General features: G+C 40.8%; 12 protein-coding genes. 9 read left to right on the top strand and 3 right to left on the bottom strand.

Annotated elements, in window-relative coordinates; all coding sequences use genetic code 11:
• Positions 1–79 precede the first annotated feature (79 nt).
• The 4 genes from U1E44_RS12815 (at position 80) to U1E44_RS12800 (ending at position 6592) form a co-directional block, all read left to right on the top strand.
• Entirely contained in the window at positions 80–1204 is a 1125-nt protein-coding gene (locus U1E44_RS12815) for an NHL repeat-containing protein (protein WP_322931493.1), read from the top strand.
• A gap of 152 nt (positions 1205–1356) precedes the next feature.
• The gene (locus tag U1E44_RS12810) at positions 1357–3702 is read left to right on the top strand and encodes a PSD1 and planctomycete cytochrome C domain-containing protein (protein WP_322931492.1); all 2346 of its coding nucleotides are present in this window, start codon (positions 1357–1359) and stop codon (positions 3700–3702) included.
• 4 nt (positions 3703–3706) lie between these two features.
• Positions 3707–5167, top strand: coding sequence for a DUF1501 domain-containing protein (locus U1E44_RS12805; protein ID WP_322931491.1), 1461 nt, complete (start codon positions 3707–3709; stop codon positions 5165–5167).
• A gap of 3 nt (positions 5168–5170) precedes the next feature.
• Positions 5171–6592, top strand: a complete 1422-nt coding sequence (locus tag U1E44_RS12800) for a c-type cytochrome domain-containing protein (RefSeq protein ID WP_322931490.1) — start codon at positions 5171–5173, stop codon at positions 6590–6592.
• Between the two features lie 193 nt (positions 6593–6785).
• Here U1E44_RS12800 and U1E44_RS12795 read toward each other — a convergent pair whose 3' ends face one another.
• Positions 6786–9068, bottom strand: a complete 2283-nt coding sequence (locus U1E44_RS12795) for a xanthine dehydrogenase family protein molybdopterin-binding subunit (RefSeq protein WP_322931489.1) — start codon at positions 9066–9068, stop codon at positions 6786–6788.
• Positions 9069–9410: 342 nt separating this feature from the next.
• Between U1E44_RS12795 and U1E44_RS16850 the strand changes: the two genes are divergently transcribed.
• On the top strand, positions 9411–9662 hold the full coding sequence (locus U1E44_RS16850; RefSeq protein ID WP_416242059.1) for a restriction endonuclease: 252 nt from the start codon (positions 9411–9413) through the stop codon (positions 9660–9662).
• A 3-nt stretch (positions 9663–9665) separates the two neighbouring features.
• Entirely contained in the window at positions 9666–10544 is an 879-nt protein-coding gene (locus U1E44_RS12790) for a GIY-YIG nuclease family protein (RefSeq protein WP_322931488.1), read from the top strand.
• Between the two features lie 238 nt (positions 10545–10782).
• Here U1E44_RS12790 and U1E44_RS12785 read toward each other — a convergent pair whose 3' ends face one another.
• Complete coding sequence (locus tag U1E44_RS12785) at positions 10783–11616, bottom strand: OmpA/MotB family protein (RefSeq protein ID WP_322931487.1); 834 nt, start codon at positions 11614–11616, stop codon at positions 10783–10785.
• Positions 11617–12060: 444 nt separating this feature from the next.
• Between U1E44_RS12785 and U1E44_RS12780 the strand changes: the two genes are divergently transcribed.
• The 3 genes from U1E44_RS12780 (at position 12061) to U1E44_RS12770 (ending at position 15670) form a co-directional block, all read left to right on the top strand.
• A complete protein-coding gene (locus U1E44_RS12780) occupies positions 12061–13677 on the top strand; it encodes a sulfatase family protein (RefSeq protein ID WP_322931486.1) in 1617 nt (538 codons plus the stop codon).
• 356 nt (positions 13678–14033) lie between these two features.
• The gene (kduI, locus tag U1E44_RS12775) at positions 14034–14873 is read left to right on the top strand and encodes a 5-dehydro-4-deoxy-D-glucuronate isomerase (RefSeq protein WP_322931485.1); all 840 of its coding nucleotides are present in this window, start codon (positions 14034–14036) and stop codon (positions 14871–14873) included.
• 2 nt (positions 14874–14875) lie between these two features.
• Positions 14876–15670, top strand: coding sequence for a gluconate 5-dehydrogenase (locus tag U1E44_RS12770; RefSeq protein WP_322931484.1), 795 nt, complete (start codon positions 14876–14878; stop codon positions 15668–15670).
• Positions 15671–15876: 206 nt separating this feature from the next.
• On the opposite strand, the gene U1E44_RS12765 is transcribed toward U1E44_RS12770, so the two are convergent.
• Positions 15877–18126: a DUF7133 domain-containing protein gene (locus U1E44_RS12765; protein ID WP_463669040.1), complete on the bottom strand. Its 2250-nt coding sequence runs from the start codon at positions 18124–18126 to the stop codon at positions 15877–15879.
• Between the last annotated feature and the right edge of the window lie 89 nt (positions 18127–18215).

Here is an 18215-nt window from a genome sequence, read left to right as displayed (position 1 = left end):
CCACATAAGATAACCTGCTATTTCGAAGTTTAAAAAGCCCCAAAAAAGGCAATTTATAGGATGAATTCTTAAAATTACAATGAATAAAAAAGGCAACATAACTAGAAGGGGGTTCATAGAGAAGACGGCATTAACTGCCACAGCCCTAATGTCCTTACCGTCTTTCGGGTTTCATATTTTAAAAAAAAGCACGACAATGGATGATACCATCATTGGTCACGGAGACTATACCTATAAGGTAAACCGAAATTGGGCAAAAATAAGCCCCAACTTTAACCCTATTCTAAATTGCCACGAAATGCAAATGGACAGCAAAGGTCGGCTTTTAATGATTGGGGATCACACAGCGAACAACATCTTGATTTTCGACAAGTCGGGTACATTGTTAGATCATTGGGGTACCGGCTATCCCGGGGGGCATGGACTTACCTTGCAAAATGAAGGAGGCGAAGATGTCCTGTTTATTGTCGATTGTGGTTATTTTACGGATAGATTTGGTAAAGGTCAGGCACAAGCGGGTCAAGTTTTAAAGACCACTATAGACGGCCGCCTTATTTTTCCCCTACCACATCCCCAAACTATAGGCGTATATACTTCGGAACAGCCCTACAGACCCACGGAGACTGCCATAGGCCCTAATGGGGATATTTACGTGGCCGATGGTTATGGTTCCGACTATATTTTGCAGTTTAACCACAAAGGTGAATTTATACGCAAGTGGGGCGGAAAAAATAATGCCGATAAAAATTATAATTTGGACAATGCCCACGGCATTGCAGTAGATTACCGCGATAAAAAAGCAGCGGTTTTGGTTGTTACATCGCGAACAGAAAATGCATTTAAGTTTTTTACGCTCGATGGAAAATACCTCAAAACGGTAGCTTTACCCGGTGCTTTTGTGTGTAGACCCGTACTGGATGATGACAATATTTATGCAGGGGTTTGTTGGTCCGAAACACGTTCAGGGGAAAAATGGGTGAGAGATACCGGTTTTGTCACCATTTTAGACGGCAACAACAAGGTAGTATCCAATCCGGGTGGGGAAGCACCACAATACATCAATGGCGAATTGCAGAAAATGCACCATCTAGAAACACCGATTTTTAATCACGGGCACGATGTTTTTGTAGATAATGATAAAAATTTGTACGTATGCCAGTGGAATGCGCACAACACCCCACCTATAAAATTAGAACGGGTTTAAAACGTAAAACAGAATCTAGGCAAAGGGTTACAAGGCACTTTAGTAAGTGTAAGCCGATTCAAAAGCAAAACACCTAGTAGACATTTAAAAAGGATGGACATTGTAACAAACACAAACAAAGCCTTAGCATTGGCTTTAAATTTTTTATGTAGATGAAGCAGGGCATCGTACTAGGTATTATATTAACGAGCGCACTAACATTGCTATATGCAATACATGTGGGTATGTTTCAATCAACCTCCGCGGAATATACCACAGTAAAACTGCCCGACGTTGTCGATTACAATTTTCATATTAAGCCCATTTTATCAGATAATTGTTATACCTGTCATGGTCCGGATGCCAACAAGCGCAAGGCTGGCTTGCGTTTAGATTTGGAGGCGGCAGCCTTATCCGAATTGCCTGAAAGTCCCGGGAAATTTGCCATTGTACCTGGAAAGACCGCACAAAGTCTATTGTACCAACATATTATGGCAGACGATCCCGAACAACGAATGCCGCCTCCGGAATCTAATCTAACCCTTACGCTTCACGAAAAAAGACTATTGGCGAAGTGGATCGACCAAGGTGCTAAATTTGACAGGCACTGGGCCTACATTCCACCTAAAAAAGGAGCACTGCCGAACAATACGTCGTCGGCATGGGAACAAAATGAAATTGATGCCTTTATTTTAGCAAAGATGGAAGCTAACGGACTTGTACCCTCAAAAAAAGCATCTAAAGAGACACTACTGCGGCGCCTAAGTTTAGACCTAACAGGCCTACCGCCAACAGCGGAACAGATACAAAAGTTTTTGACGCCTATAGGAGATACATTAGATATTGCGCAAGTGATCAATGAGTTCCTTGCCATGCCGCAATACGGAGAGCGTATGGCGCAAGTGTGGCTCGATGTGGCTCGGTATGCCGATTCTCATGGCTATCAGGATGATAGTTATCGGACAATGTGGCCCTGGCGGGACTGGGTTATCCATGCGTTTAATAGGAATATGCCTTATGATGAATTTATTACCCTTCAATTGGCGGGCGATTTACTTCCCAACGCTACCCTAGAACAGGTGCTGGCTACGGGTTTCAACAGAAACCATCCCATTACTCAAGAAGGCGGGGTAATACAAGAAGAGTACCAATCGTATTATGTTACCGATAGAACCAATACCTTGGGGAAAGGCATTTTAGGTATCACGTTAGAATGTGCCAAATGCCACGATCATAAATACGATGCTTTTTCGCAACGCGACTATTTTGAAATGTATGCATTTTTTAATAACGTAAATGAAAAAGGGCTTCAGATGGATGCGGTACAAGCTGCGAATCAAAAGTATTTTGCCGATGCACCCTTTATCACCATTACAGATAAGGAAACTGCCGATGTACTCTCTTTTATTAACAAACCCAAGGGAAAGGACGTTAAAGTTATGGTAATGGATGAGGCCATGCCACGCCCTACTTTTATCTTCGATCGTGGCCAATACGATGCGTTGGGAGAGGAGGTAGTACCAGCTACACCCGAAGCCATTTTGCCGTTTCCGGAATCCTACCCTAAAAACCGGTTAGGTTTGGCGCAATGGGTTAGCAGTACCGATAATCCGCTTACGGCTCGGGTTTTTGTAAACAGAACTTGGGCCATGCTTTTTGGGAAAGGGCTGGTAGAAACTGCCGAAGATTTTGGGGTACAGGGTAGTCTGCCTACGCATCCGGAGTTGTTAGATTGGCTTTCGAAGGACTTTATGGAACACGATTGGGACATTCAGTACCTTTTGCGAAAAATCATGAGTTCGGCCACCTATCAGCAAAGTTCTATAGCTACAGAAGAAATTAAATTGGCCGATCCTGAAAACAATTTCTATACCCGTGCATCCCGCTTTCGGATGAGTGGTGAAATGATACGCGATTATGTATTGGCTACGAGTGGTTTGCTTAACCAAACCATAGGAGGCGAAAGTGTATCGCCTTACCAACCGGAAGGCTTGTGGGAAGAAACCAATGCCGGAGGCAATAGAGGCGTTTTAACCAGCTATGTTCAAGACGAAGGAGACAAGTTGTACCGACGTTCGCTGTACACCATTTGGAAGCGCACCCTTCCCCCGCCAACAATGACTCTTTTTGATGCACCCAATCGGGATATTTGCGAAGTGCGCCGACAGAAAACCAACACGCCATTACAGGCTTTGGCATTGCAAAACGATGTGCAAATGTTGGAGGCTGCTCGAGTGCTGGCACAGTATATCCTGTTAGAAAATAAAAATGAAAACGACGTAGTACGCTACGCTTTTCAAAAAATAATGATCAGAAATCCAAAAAAGGAAGAACTCGAGGTTTTAGAAGGTTATTATCAAGATGCCTTGCAAACATTTTTGAATAACCCGGAAAATGCGGAGAAGTTGATAGCGCAAGGTGCTTACCAGCTGCCTAGAACAGATCCATCGAAAACCGCCGCTTTAATGCTTACGGCTCAGGTTATTTATAATCTGGATGAGACCATTACCAAAGAATAGCACTATGCAAACAGACAAAACAAATCCGGAAAACCCATTAAAAGTAAATCGAAGGCATTTTTTTTCGCAGTTAAGTGTGGGTATTGGGTCGCTGGCCTTAGGGTCGTTACTAATCCCCGATCTCTTTAAGAACCCTACACGACTCTTAACCGAACAACCCTTGGGAATACCCCATTTTGCACCAAAAGCGAAAAGGATTATTTATCTTTTTCAATCAGGAGCACCTTCACAATTAGAATCTTTTGATTATAAGCCCACCTTGTTAAAACGAATGGGGGAAGACTTACCAGATTCCATACGAAATGGACAGCGCCTTACCGGGATGACCTCCGGTCAGGATAAATTTCCATTGATGCCCTCGGCTGCCGGTTTTAAGCAATACGGAAAAAGCGGAGCGTGGGTTAGCAATTATTTTCCGCATATTGCCAAGATTGTAGATGATATTTGTATTGTAAAAAGCATCCACACGGAAGCCATTAACCACGATCCTGCCATTACATTTTTCCAAACCGGCAATCAGCAATCCGGAAGACCAAGTATGGGCTCATGGATGAGCTATGGGTTAGGGAGCGAAAATCAGAACTTACCGTCTTTTGTGGTGTTAACCTCAAGAGGAAAAGGAAACAGTCAGGGACTGTATTCTAAATTATGGTCCAGCGGATTTTTAGATTCTAAGCACCAAGGGGTATTGTTGCGCTCGGGAAAGGATCCGGTGTTGTATTTAAATGATCCTGATGGCCTTTCCCGATCAGACAAACGCCATTTGTTAGATCATGTAGCATCACTCAATAAAATGCATCATGTAGAAACAGGAGATGACGAAATAGAGTCCCGTATCGCCCAATACGAAATGGCGTATCGAATGCAAATGTCCGTACCCGATGTAATGGATATTAAAAAAGAACCGGAATCGATTATAAAATTATACGGAGAAGATGCTCAGGTACCGGGAACGTATGCCGCCAATTGCTTACAAGCCCGAAGATTGGCAGAAAATGGAGTACGCTTTATACAGTTGTACCACCAAGGTTGGGACCAACACGGAAATTTACCCAATGAAATGGCCGGGCAAGCCAAAGATGTAGACCAAGCCTCGGCGGCGTTGATTTTGGATTTAAAACAACGAGGTATGCTAGAAGATACCTTGGTTATTTGGGGAGGAGAGTTTGGAAGAACCAATTATTGTCAAGGAAAGTTCGATCCTAGTAATTATGGCAGAGATCACCACCCTAGAGCATTTAGTATTTGGATGGCGGGCGGAGGCGTGAAACCCGGAATTTCATACGGACAAACGGATGAATTTGGGTATAATATTATTGAAAATCCGGTGCATGTAAATGATTTTCATGCCACCATGATGTACAGTCTTGGCTTAGATCACGAAAAATTGACCTATAAATACCAAGGGCGCCGGTTTAGACTCACCGATGTAGCCGGAAACGTGGTAAAGGACATTTTAATATAACCCATGAGAAAGGCAACCTATAACACTTGGGCGAATCTCATTATTTTAGGATTAAGTGTTTTTTTAGTGTTCTGTTTGGTATTTGAATCCTTTTTAGAACTACCCGATATGGTCGTGTGGCTGGGGCATTGGCATCCGGTATTACTTCATTTCCCTATCGTGATCTTATTGGTTTTAGGTGTGATGGGCCTTATAGGAAAGCAGATTAACCATCATGTTTTGGCCTTGACCACCATTATCGCGCTGCTTACTGCCGTAACCGGATTTTTTCTTGGAACGGCACAAGGACCGAAAGCAGATATCCTCTTTTGGCACCAATGGCTGGGAGCATCTCTTGCGTTTTTGGTAGGAGTATGGTACCTGCTTCATGAACAAGCCGGCATAAAAAGCATAGTGCTAAAAGGAATCCAAATAACCATCATTGTCCTTATAGTTTTTACGGGACATTATGGCGGAATGCTTACACATGGAGCCGATTTTTTGGCATTCCCGAGAAAATCGGATACGGAGATATTACCGGACAATCCTCTTATTTATGAAAATATCGTGGCGGGAGTACTAGAAAAAAATTGTGTGAGCTGTCATAATCCCAATAAAAAGAAAGGAGAATTACTGATGACGCGTTTTGAACACCTAAAAAAGGGAGGTTCATCCGGTGTTGTGTTTGTGGCAGGACAGCCGGAAGATAGTGAACTCATTCGCCGCCTTAACTTACCTACAGAGGATGAGGAGCATATGCCTCCGGAAGGTAAGAAGCCCTTGAATGCTACAGAAATACAAATCTTAGAACGCTGGATTGCATTGGGTGCTTCGGATACAATGCGGCTAAGTCATCTGGAGGAAAGCGAACCGCTGGCATCCCTTATTAAAATGCGGTTGAATCGTGAGGCAACCCCCAACTGGGACTTTTTACCCAAGGTGGCGGACAGCACGCTGCATGCGTTGACTTCCGATTATATTACCCTAAAACGTATCGCTGGTGGCTCTAATGCGTTATCGGTATCTGTATATATGCCACCGAACTACGATGAGAATTTGGTTTTGTCTTTACAAAAAATATCCCAAAACATTGTGGAATTGGATCTAAGCGGACTTCCGCTTGGCACCAAGGAAATGGAGCTGGTAGCACTTTGCACAAATCTGGAGCGTTTAGAACTAGATCGTACGGGTATTGATGATACGCACATGGCTTACATCCAACAGCTGGCAAAGCTAAAATCGATAAAATTATATGCCACTTCAGTTTCGGACAAAAGTATCACCGGGCTAGCCGCAATGCCAGTTTTAAAAAGGATTTATCTGTGGAATACCAAAATAAGTGATTTAGGGGTTCAGGAACTAACGAAATCCAGACCGGACATCACCGTGAACTCCGGATTATCTAAAGCACTGGAAACTGATTTTGTTCAAAAAGATAGTTTGTAAAACATCACATAAACCAAGAGAATAGCAGTTTGATGTGAGTCTCATCACTTTACCAATATCCATTTACTAATTTGACGAGCCGTAGTAGAAAGTAATGGACACCCTAATTTTTAATGCAATAGCAAAGGATGCTAGCCTATTTTAAGTGAGACTGACTCCAGGAAATAGTCAGTTTTATGTATTTGCTAATAGCCTATTCTAACGAAAAGGGAAGCGTATACACCCGTTTTCCGGTAAGTTTATAATAGGCATTAGCCAAAGCAGGTGCTAAGGGAGGTACAGGAGGCTCCCCAACGCCGGTGGGCTTTTTGCCGTTTTCAACCAAATGCACATGAACATTTTTGGGTGACTCAGACATGCGAGCCAATAGGTAACCGTCGAAGTTGTGTTGTGCCACTTCTCCGGACTTTAGTGTTATGGCCGAGGTGTTGGCAATACTGGTGCCGAAAATGGCTCCACCCTCAAACTGCGACCTTACCCGATCTGTATTTACAGCGATTCCACAATCTACCGCATAGTGTACTTCAGGAATGGTTATTTTGCCATTGCTGTCTTTCGTTATCGTAACAATGCAGGCTACATAGGTTAGGAAACTTTTGTGTACTGCAAATCCCATAGCACTTCCTGAGGGCAAAGGAGCACCCCAGTTGGCCTCCTTGGCTACGCGACGTATCACCTCTTTAAGTCTTTTAGTTTCCCAGGGGAAATCGTCTAAAGGTTCACCATAATTTTCAAAACTGCCTTTTAGTTCTCCGGCAAAGTCCAGCTTTGCATCATCTGCCAATAATTCGAGTGCATGTGCAACGGGGTCTACGCCCCTTGCTTCGGCAATTTCGTCCATCATGCTACAAATGGCAAAGGCGTGGTGTATGTTACTTACCGAGCGCATCCAACCAATCCGGGTATGCGCAGTAGATTCGTGAGTTTCTATTCGTATATGAGGTACTTCATAAGGAAAATCAATACAGCCCAAACCTAATTCCCCATCCGAGGGCTGCCGTTCTTCGGCACTAGAGGTTGCACCAATGGAAGGAAAAACCGTATGATGGTTCCAACCGGTAAGTTGTTTTTTTGCATCCAGAGTAGCTACAATACGCTGCGCACTGTGCGCATGGTAAAAATCATGATGCAAATCATCTTCCCGTGTCCACTGCACCCGTATAGGTACGCCGGCTTCTTTGGCGAGTAACGCCGCCTCTACCACATAATCGGGTTTCGATTTTCTGCCGAAGCCACCACCTAGTAGCGTAACGTGTATCGTTACATCGGCTACATCTAAGCCGCAAGCCTCTGCGACAGAACCACGAGCCCACTGCGGATGTTGTGTTGGTGCCCATAGTTCCATTTTACCATTTTTATATTCGGCAATGGCTGCCGGGGGTTCAATTGTTGCATGGGCGTAAAAAGGCACTTCATAGGTTCGATCGAGCACTTTGGAAGCTGATTTTTTGGCAGCGGTAAAATTGCCGCGTACACGTCTTTCCTGTCCGTCCGATAGGGTGCTTTTTTTCATAGTTTCCATTTGTACTGCGGAGTCATACGACGCATTAGCACCTTTTTCCCAAACGATTTTAAGAGCTTCACGTCCTTTTATAGCGGCCCACGTATTGGTAGCGATCACTGCCAAACCTTCAAGAGGTTTGTTAAGACCAGGCGGATTCCCGGAACCATTGATCTTCATAATTTTTTCGACACCAGGAATCGCAAGCGCAGCAGTATCGTCGTAGGATGCTAGCGTAGCACCTACTATGGGAGTTCGCTGTATAACTGCAATTTTCATTCCGGGAAGTTGCACATCGGCACCAAAAACAGCTTTTCCGGTTACGATATCGGCTAAATCAATTATGGGGACATCTTTGCCTATTAATTTGTAAGAAGAAAAATCTTTAAGGGTTACGCTTTCGGGATCGGGTAGGGGCAATTGTTGTGCGGCAGTGGCAAGGGCACCAAAAGAGAGTGTTTTGCCACTATCGGCATGGGTAATTTTACCATTTTCAGCAGTACAAGAAGATGGTGAAACGCCCCACTCTTGCGCGGCAGCCTGGAGGAGCAAATATCGGGCCGTTGCTCCTGCCTTACGCATAGGTTCATAAAACATTCGTACAGAAAAAGAACCATCAGTGTTTTGGTTGCCGTAGGTTTCTTCGTCTCCATCGGCTTGTACAACCTGCACCTTGCTCCAGTCGGCTCCCATTTCATCCGCAACAATCATAGGCAAAGAAGTGCGAATGCCTTGACCCATTTCGGAACGATGAGCTATAATGGTAACCCTATTGTCGCTGCTGACACTAAGGTAGACATTGGGCGCAAAGGTGACTTGTTTAACGTCACTTGTGCATTGGAAGTTTACCCCCAAAAGAAGACCGCCGCCTGCCAAGGAGCCAATTTTTATAAAATCTCTTCGAGATGGCACAAAAATTTCGCTATTATCTTGCGTAACCTTATTTTTTTTTAGAAATGTAAAAGTGGGTATCATGGTGCTTCGGTATTAGAGCAAAGTTAATGGTCGTTGTTTGCTGAGATTTGGTTACGGTAACCAAATTTGGTACTGCAGTGTGGCAATGCATAATGAGACACTTTTATCTGTGTCTTTTTTTGAATTGCTTTCACTTTAGCCATAGTATCCATAATGGTTTTGGTTAGCGTACCTGTAGTAGCCTGTTTGGAGTACTTTACAATGCTAAATATACACTATTTAAAGCATAATTGCAGCTCAAAATAAGGCTAATTTTGGTTAACTGTTTTTTAGGTAACAAATTTTTACGTTGCGGCAAATGCAAAAAAGCCGTCCTAAAAATTGAGAATTATTATTCCGTAAATTTGGATCAAACTAATTAAGATAACGGACTATGACTTCTCAAAATTAAATGACAGAGAATTTGAAATTTTAGCAGCATCTGTTATTGCAAAAGAACAAAACATAAAAGTTGAGATTTTTAAGTCTGGAAAAGATGGCGGTGTCGATGGTAGATTCTGGATTGAAGTTAAAAAAGAAGGTATTATACAATGCAAATGTAGCCTACACAATGATGAATACAAAAGCAACAAAGGAAATTATACAATCGGATAGATTATGGGAAAGAAACTAACAGTTTACATGATTGACGGAACTGCTTACGGACCAAGACTCAGCGAAATTGGAAATTGGGTTGGTAAGGCTATTTACAGTCCAAGAGCTTCAGTCAATAAAATCATGCACAGACCAGAATTTGAAAACCCAGGTATTTATTGCTTGAAGGGCGACCCAACGGACGAAGCGTTTGACGAGAAAATATATATCGGGGAAGCAGAAAATATAAAAGCAAGATTAAAGCAACACTTAAGTGACCCTAACAAAGACTTTAAAGAACTCATTTTTTTTGTGAGTAAAGACGAACTACTGACAAAGACGCAAATCAGATATTTAGAGTCGAGATTAGTACAACTTGCTTTGGAAGCTAAGACCGCCCAAATTGACAATGGAAATTCCCCGAGTTTACCAACTCTTCATGAAGCCGACATTTCTGACATGGAGTATTTTTTGGAACAAATAAAGCTCATCCTTCCTGTAATGGGATTTAATTTTTTGATTTCATCGACTGTAACACCGAAAGACTTTCCATTACCTGAATCTAAGTCCGAAATTCACGAAACTTATTTCATCAAGACGAAAACTTTCAAAGCAACAATGACTGAAACTGACCAAGGATACATTGTTGCAAAAGGAAGTGAAGCAAAGAAATCGCTCTCAAATTCATGCACTGAGACGTACAGAAACATGCGAAGAAAATTACTAGAAACGAAAATTATGATTGAAGATGGAGATAAGTTAATCTTCGCTGAAGATGCTGTATTTAATAGTCCAAGTGCCGCTTCAAATATGATTTTAGGACGAAACTCCAATGGGTTTTCAGAATGGGTAAATAAAGACGGACTGACATTTAAAGAAGTACAAGAAAGAATAAATAACTAATGCCAACAATGGCAATACGAAATTGCTTGTCTGCCTGTCGGCAGACAGGTTCTCGCCTACTTCTGAAAATCCGCGAGGTTTTTCAGTTCGATGCGTTCCGCCCGAGGCGGATAATCGCTAAACCACGCAACTACTCATAGCCGAGACCGAAATGTGATACTCGGAATAGCGATGCCATAAAAAAAAGCGATACACCAATAGGGTACCGCTTTTTAAAGCAAATTCAATAAGGATAGTTTTATTCGTTCGAAGCCATGAGCGCAAAGAATTTATCGATATTTGGTAAAATCACAATGCGTGTTCTTCTATTTTTAGCCATATTCTCTTTGGTATCATTAGCAACAATCGGTTGATAACTGCTGCGTCCGGATGCAATGAGTTTTTCTGGAGCTACATTAAAATCATTTTGGAGTTTACGCACTACTGATGTAGCTCGCAACACACTTAAATCCCAGTTATCCGTAATCTTTTCGGTATTAATAGTTCTCGGATCGGTATGGCCTTCTACCATCACTTCAATACTTGGTTCTGAATTGATCACCGATGCAATTTTTCCCAAGATATCATCAGCTTTTTTGTTGATGCCATAGCTGGCTGTATTAAAAAGCAACTTATCCGAAATAGAAATCATAACCACTGTTTCGTCAATATTAATGGCAATATCTTCATCTTCATTAAAATTTGAATTGTCTAATGATTTTTGAAGATTATACGAAACAGCTAAATTCATAGAGTCCTTTAAGGTGTTTGCTTCGCCTAATGTAGCGGGATCTATCTTTTTAAGGGTCTCGCGCATTGTTCTTTTTGTGTTTTCTGAGATCAGTACTATACCGTCGACACTTACTAATTTAGCATCATTTTCTTGCGTAAGCGAATTTATCTTTCGGTTATACTCATCTACGCGCTGTTGAATGGCTGTAAATTTTGCCTCTAATTCTTCTTTTTCAACGGCAGTTTTGGTGAGTTGGCTTTGAATTTCACCCTTTTCCTGTTCTAATTGTACGTATTTTTTCTTGGAAACACAGGAGGCTAAAAGTGCAATAGCCAAAATACTTAATGAAATTTTTTTCATAATATACAGATATTTTTGATTTACATTATGTACGGCCATACTACCGATTTAGATGATCAAAAAATGTTAAAATTGGTATTTCATCGATAAATGCGGTCTTTTGTCGGTAATTAATGTTTCAGGATCCCCCGTCCAAATTCAAGAACCCATCATTGATATTGCGTTGTTCTACCCAATCTTTAGATTCAGACTACAAAAGGCATGTCCAGATTTACGAATTAGAGAATCGCTGTGAGAAGGTTACATAAAAAGTAAAACGCATTACACGTAGAAACGGCATTGTGCTTCTCCTGGGTAAAAGTTAAAAATAAACTGTAATTTTAAACGCATGAGATTACTATATACTGCGGGTGCTGTACAGTTAAGGCGCCGGTGAACCATATAAACCATAAGAAAGAAATGATGTCAAAACAAAATGTATTGCCCATTACAGGTGGGAGATTAATGAGATTCCTACTAGTACTAACGGTACTCGTCGCTGTCTCCTGTAAAGATCATGAACCAGCCCCAACTACCAAAGAAAGACCTAATATTTTGTTTATTATGTCCGATGACCATGCGTACCAAGCTTTAAGTGCGTATAGTGATAAATTACTAAAGACACCTCAAATAGATCGTATTGCTAAGGAGGGCATGCGGTTTACAAATGCATCGGTCACTAATTCCATTTGTGCCCCTTCTAGAGCCACCATACTTACCGGAAAGTTTTCTCACCTCAATGGAAAAATTGACAATCGGAGTCCGTTTGATACGACCCAGACCACGTTTCCGCAGTTGTTTCAAAAGGCAGGGTATCAGACGGCCATTTTTGGGAAATTGCATTTTGGAAATAATCCTAAAGGCGTAGACGAGTCCATCATTTTACCCGGTCAGGGCTACTACATTAACCCGGATTTTATCAAAAAAAATGGAGACACCATAAACATAACCGGTTATGTTACAGATATTATCACCGATCTTACGCTAAATTGGTTACAGCATGAGCGCGATACGCAAAAACCCTTTATGTTGATGTATTTGCATAAGGCACCCCATAGGCCATGGTGGCCGAGTCCGGAAAAATTTAAAGAATTTTCCAAAATGACTTTTCCGGAGCCTGAAACCTTGTTTGATACCTATGAAAATAGGGGAACCGCTGCCAAAACGGCCGAGATGAATCTCTTAAAGCATATGATGTATAGCCACGATAGCAAGGTGCGGCCCGAAATTGTGACAGCCAAGGAAGGTGTTACACCTGAGATTGCGGAATTTGAGAATAGCTTCTACGGGCCTTATGGTCGTGCCAATGCAGAACAAAAAGCCAAATACGATCCTGTGATCGATTCAATCGGTGCGTATTTTAAAACGCATTGGCCTACGATGACGGATACCGAAAAAATGAAATGGAAATACCAACGGTATATGCAAGACTATTTGGGCACCATAGCCTCAGTAGATGAAAATGTTGGTCGCGTGCTGGATTATCTGGATGATAGCGCACTCGCAGATAATACCATTGTGGTGTATACCTCGGATCAAGGGTTTTACTTGGGTGAACACGGTTGGTTCGACAAACGGTTTGCGTACAACGAATCATTCAAGACACCTTTACTAATCCGTTGGCCACATGTAATACAACCCGGAACCACGGAAGATGAAATGGTACAGAATCTAGACTTTGCCCAAACCTTGTTGGAAGCCGCCGGCATTGCAGCTCCAGATGATATGCAAGGCGAAAGTTTGGTGCCTTTACTAAAAGGACACAAAGAAAGCTGGACACGGAACAGTGTGTATTATCATTATTATGAATACCCGGCAGTACACATGGTTAAGCGGCACTATGCCATTGTAAATAAGGACTATAAGCTTATTCATTTTTATTACGATGTAGACGAGTGGGAACTTTATGACAGAAAAGCAGATCCTAACGAAATGAACAATGTATATCACGATCCTGCGTATGCCGAAGTGGTACAGCAATTAAAAACAGAACTTACCGAACTTCGGAAAACGTATAAGGATTCCGGTGAACTTGATCAAAAATTTATTCAAAAATATAAAGATGAAAATTGGCTGGAATAAATGAAGATGGGGTAGGTTTTTTTGGGATCTATTATATTCAGGTCTTGTTAAAAACTTTTTGTATATTTAAAATTCATGCCTAAGAAAAAACATTTTTCACATTTTAATTGTTTTAGGCACATCATATTTTCAGGCACATAATCATGCGCGCAACGACTTGAATGTCTTAGCATATTGAACGAACTATTTTAGCACACTTTATTTTTTGTAAAAAGAAAGCCGTTCAATAATTAAAAGGTATCGAATTATTTTTTGTAAAGCGACTATTTTCTTTTACCTAATTGTATGTTTTTAAAGTAGGAAAATGCCAATTAAAGCAATTGAAATAAAATTATAATAAACGAAAGTAATACTAAATGATCACATCGTATGAAGTGCGCCATAGTTCTAGTCCTAAGGCTATTAAGAAGCATGACGCCAAAAGTTTAAGAAAGGAGTTTCTCATAAATTCCTTGATGGCGGAAAACAAAATACATTTTATCTATACCCATTATGACAGATTTATTGTGGGTTCCGCAGTTCCACTAAAACCATTGCGACTAGAAAGTATAGATCCGCTAAAATCGGACTATTTTCTTGAACGCAGGGAAATGGGAATAATTAATATCGGCGGTAAGGGAACTATTGAAGTGGATGGTGAAATATTTGATATGGATCGTAAAGATGCGCTTTATATTGCCCGTGGTTCTAAGAATGTTATTTTTAAGAGCGATAGCGCAAAAGCACCAGCTAACTATTATTTAAATTCAACACCTGCACATGTTAGTCATGTTACCAAAAAAATTAGTGTGTCTAACGGAAGTTTGTTAGATTTAGGTAACCAGATCACGGCGAACAAAAGAACGGTGAGGCAATTGATTATTGGAGATATTGTTACTACGTGTCAGTTACAGATGGGAATTACAGAATTAAAGGAAGGAAATGTTTGGAATACAATGCCCGCACATGTGCATGATCGAAGGATGGAGGTTTATTTTTATCTGGATGTTCCGGAGGGGCAGTCTGTTTGCCACTTTATGGGTCAACCCGATGAAACACGACATATATGGGTGCAAAATCATGAGGCTGTAATCTCTCCATCTTGGTCTATTCACAGTGGTTGCGGCACATCCAACTACACCTTTATATGGGGTATGGCCGGCGAGAATTTAGATTACAATGATATGGATATTGTAACAATAAATACCTTAAGATAGTTATGAGTATTTCATTGTTCAATTTAACAGGTAAAGTTGCACTAGTCACAGGAAGCACCCACGGTCTTGGGATGTCAATAGCTATGGGGTTAGGAAAGGCTGGGGCGACAATTGTGGTAAATGGAAATTCTGCCCAGCAGCGCATAACCGAGGCGCTTGAGATTTATAAATCTCAGGGTATACATGCTGTGGGCTATCGTTTTGATGTTACCGATGAAAGTCAAGTCATTAAAAGTATAACCCAAATAGAATCGGAAGTAGGCACTGTAGATATTTTGGTCAATAATGCAGGCATTATTAAGCGTACACTATTAGAGGATATGCCGGTTGAGGATTTTAAGCAAGTGCTAGAAGTAGATTTGGTAAGCCCTTTTATTGTTTCTAAACATGTAGTAAAGAAGATGATTGCGCAAAAAAGTGGAAAAATCATAAACATATGTTCTATGATGTCTGAGGTGGGTCGTGATAGCGTGGGAGCCTATAGCGCCGCAAAAGGAGGTCTTAAAATGTTAACGAAGAGTATGGCTACGGAATGGGCGAAATACAATATTCAGGTCAACGGCATAGGACCTGGTTATTTTGCGACATCACAAACTGCACCTTTAAGGACTGTAGGTCATCCTTTTAACGATTTTATCTTAAGTAGAACGCCTGCGGGAAAATGGGGTAATCCTGATGATCTTGCCGGAGCCGCTATTTTCCTTTCGTCTAAAGCAAGTGATTTTGTAAATGGCCATATTTTGTACGTAGATGGGGGTATTCTGGCCACCTTAGGCAAGCCGATAGATGCATCATAAAAGTAAAAAAAATACGTATTAATATGGGTTTACCAAACCTAATGATCCTGTGAATAGAAATACTGCATGTCAGAGAGCATAGTATGTACTGCAAGCGCAGCAATAAATGGCTAGAGTACGTAAAAAGACGGTACCTTAAAAATTGGCAATAGGTGTATAGAATTGATGTGCTATTGGAATGCATTTTACTTTTAAACAAAATAAAATTACTCTGCGGAGTTTAAACTTTTTAGAGATTTTTCCAATTCTTCAATGGTATATTCCTCTGCTGATGCAGGTTTTACGTTTCGCAGTCTTTTAATAGTTTCTGGTGTTAGCATTTTTGGTGTATCAGAGAAGGCATTCGTGATATAAGCTATGATGTCTGAAATATCTTTATCTGTCAAATGTTCATTATTATTTAAACCGGGCATGACGTGATTTAAGTTATAAAGTTTACCTTTTACATGGATGGGTCCTTTTAAACCGTGAAGAATAATAAGTCCCAATCTTTCTTCATGATCAGACAAATATTCCGATTTCATTAAAGGAGGTGCCATTCCATCAATTCCTTCTCCATCGAAACCATGACAGGAAGCACAAATCTGTTGATATAATAACGCTCCATTTGTTCTATTATCTTGGTTAATACTTTTTTCTGTAAATATAGGATTGCGAGTATTATGACTCCTGTTTTCTAAAATAGTTCGTAATTCATTTTGAAAATTAACGCCAAGAGCATCATGATCTACCAAAAGATCATGCAAAAGCGCATCAGAGAGATCCGAGATACCACTCAATAAGGCATCTTGAAAAAGGGGATGATTGCTGTAACGACGGGTTAATTGAAGTAATATAGGAAGAAATTCCTTTTCGTTGGTCGGTATCCAAACACCTATCGTTGCGCTTAGATAAAGGTCGATTGTCAACTCCTCTTTTGCTAGTAAATTTTGGAATAACCGTAGCACTTTGGTTTCATTTATCTTGTTTACAAAGCTTTCTAATAAAACTAAAGCATGGGCTGTAACGTCGGGACTGCTATTTTGAGCAGCGGTGAGAAGCGTTTCCAAAGACAGGCCATTGAGCCCCTCCAAAGTGTACAAAGCGTGAATTTGAGCCAATGGATTCGTCCCATTAGAAACAATACTATTTAATTCCGGAATGGCTGCCTGAACATCTTGTAAAATTAGTTGATGCTGTGCATGGTCTCTAATCCAACCATTACGATCCTTTAATAAGTGTACCAAGTGATTGGCAGGTATTTGCTTCAAGTTTGGCCAATCTTTTTTTGTATTGTTTGAAGGAGACACTTTTAAAATTCGACCATAATTAACTAGGGTATCCAATTGCATATCCTTATATTTTTTCTTTAAATAGGGACTCATATAAGCGTGATGCGCAATTAATCCCCTATGCATATCAACAATATACATGGCGCCATCAGGGCCATTTGAAAGATTAACAGGACGAAAGCCCTCATCCAATGAAGTTAAAAATTCTTTTTGCTCCCAAGCCTGTTTGGCTACTACATGATCTCCATAAAATGTAAGCAGATTCCTCTTAATTAGATTCCCTTCGGGGATACATACAAAAGCGTTTTGATCATACTGCGATCCAAACAAGCCTCCGCGATAAATTAAAGGGCCACATGCTGCAGTTGTATGAATAAGTAGGCTATCTTGATTTAATACTCCATTTGCATAGCCTCTATTAACGGCAGTAGCATGCGCCGGATAAACACGCTGGTCGTCAGTTAGTATGTGGTTAATACCATTTTTTGGCACATGAAATTTGTTGCGTATTACTCTATTTGGTAACACATAATCCCCTAAAAGTTGTCTTGAATTATCATTATAATAAAGTCTACCAAAATCATCATGTGTTATTCCCCATTGTCCTCTAAAACTTGTAGGTTCTTTTTGCCATTGGCCCTGTATTCGGCGGTATCGAAAATGTGATTTCGCATTGTAAATCCAATTGTCGATATTTAAAAGTAGGCCATTGGGTTGATGCTCAGGATTACCCGGAGCTGCATATATAGAATCAACTAAAACAGGATTTATTGGTTTATCGTCTTTAATTTCTACAAACCAAAGATTGGGTGGCTCTGCATATAACAACCCCCCATAAACAAGTGCAAGTGCTCTTGGCATTAACAAACTATCTAGAAAAACTTTTGCATGATCCATTGTTCCGTCGTTGTCTAAATCCTCCAATATTTTGATGCTCCCAGTAGGTGTATCTTCTCCCGAACCTTGTAAATCCGTCATATACCCTGTCAATTCAACAACCCAAATTCTACCTTCCTCGTCAAAATCTATAGCCACCGGCGCATCTAACAAAGGTTCTGAAGCTATAATATCAAGTGTAAAACCTTTTTCAATCCGGTATTGATCGAGGGATATAAGGGGCTCTTTGTAGGTTTTACGGCAACCAAGAAAGGTGAAACAAAGTAAAAAGTAAAATAAGACTCTCATAGCTAAAAGGATTTTTTTTGATGTATATTTTCATTATTCTAAAGTACGCAACCTAGGTAAAATGGTCATTTACATTAAAACGAGAATTT

Source organism: Aurantibrevibacter litoralis (assembly GCF_034651555.1).
Classification (GTDB): domain Bacteria; phylum Bacteroidota; class Bacteroidia; order Flavobacteriales; family Flavobacteriaceae; genus Aurantibrevibacter; species Aurantibrevibacter litoralis.
Note: the sequence above shows the minus strand (reverse complement) of the source record. Positions and strands in the feature narration are given on the sequence as shown.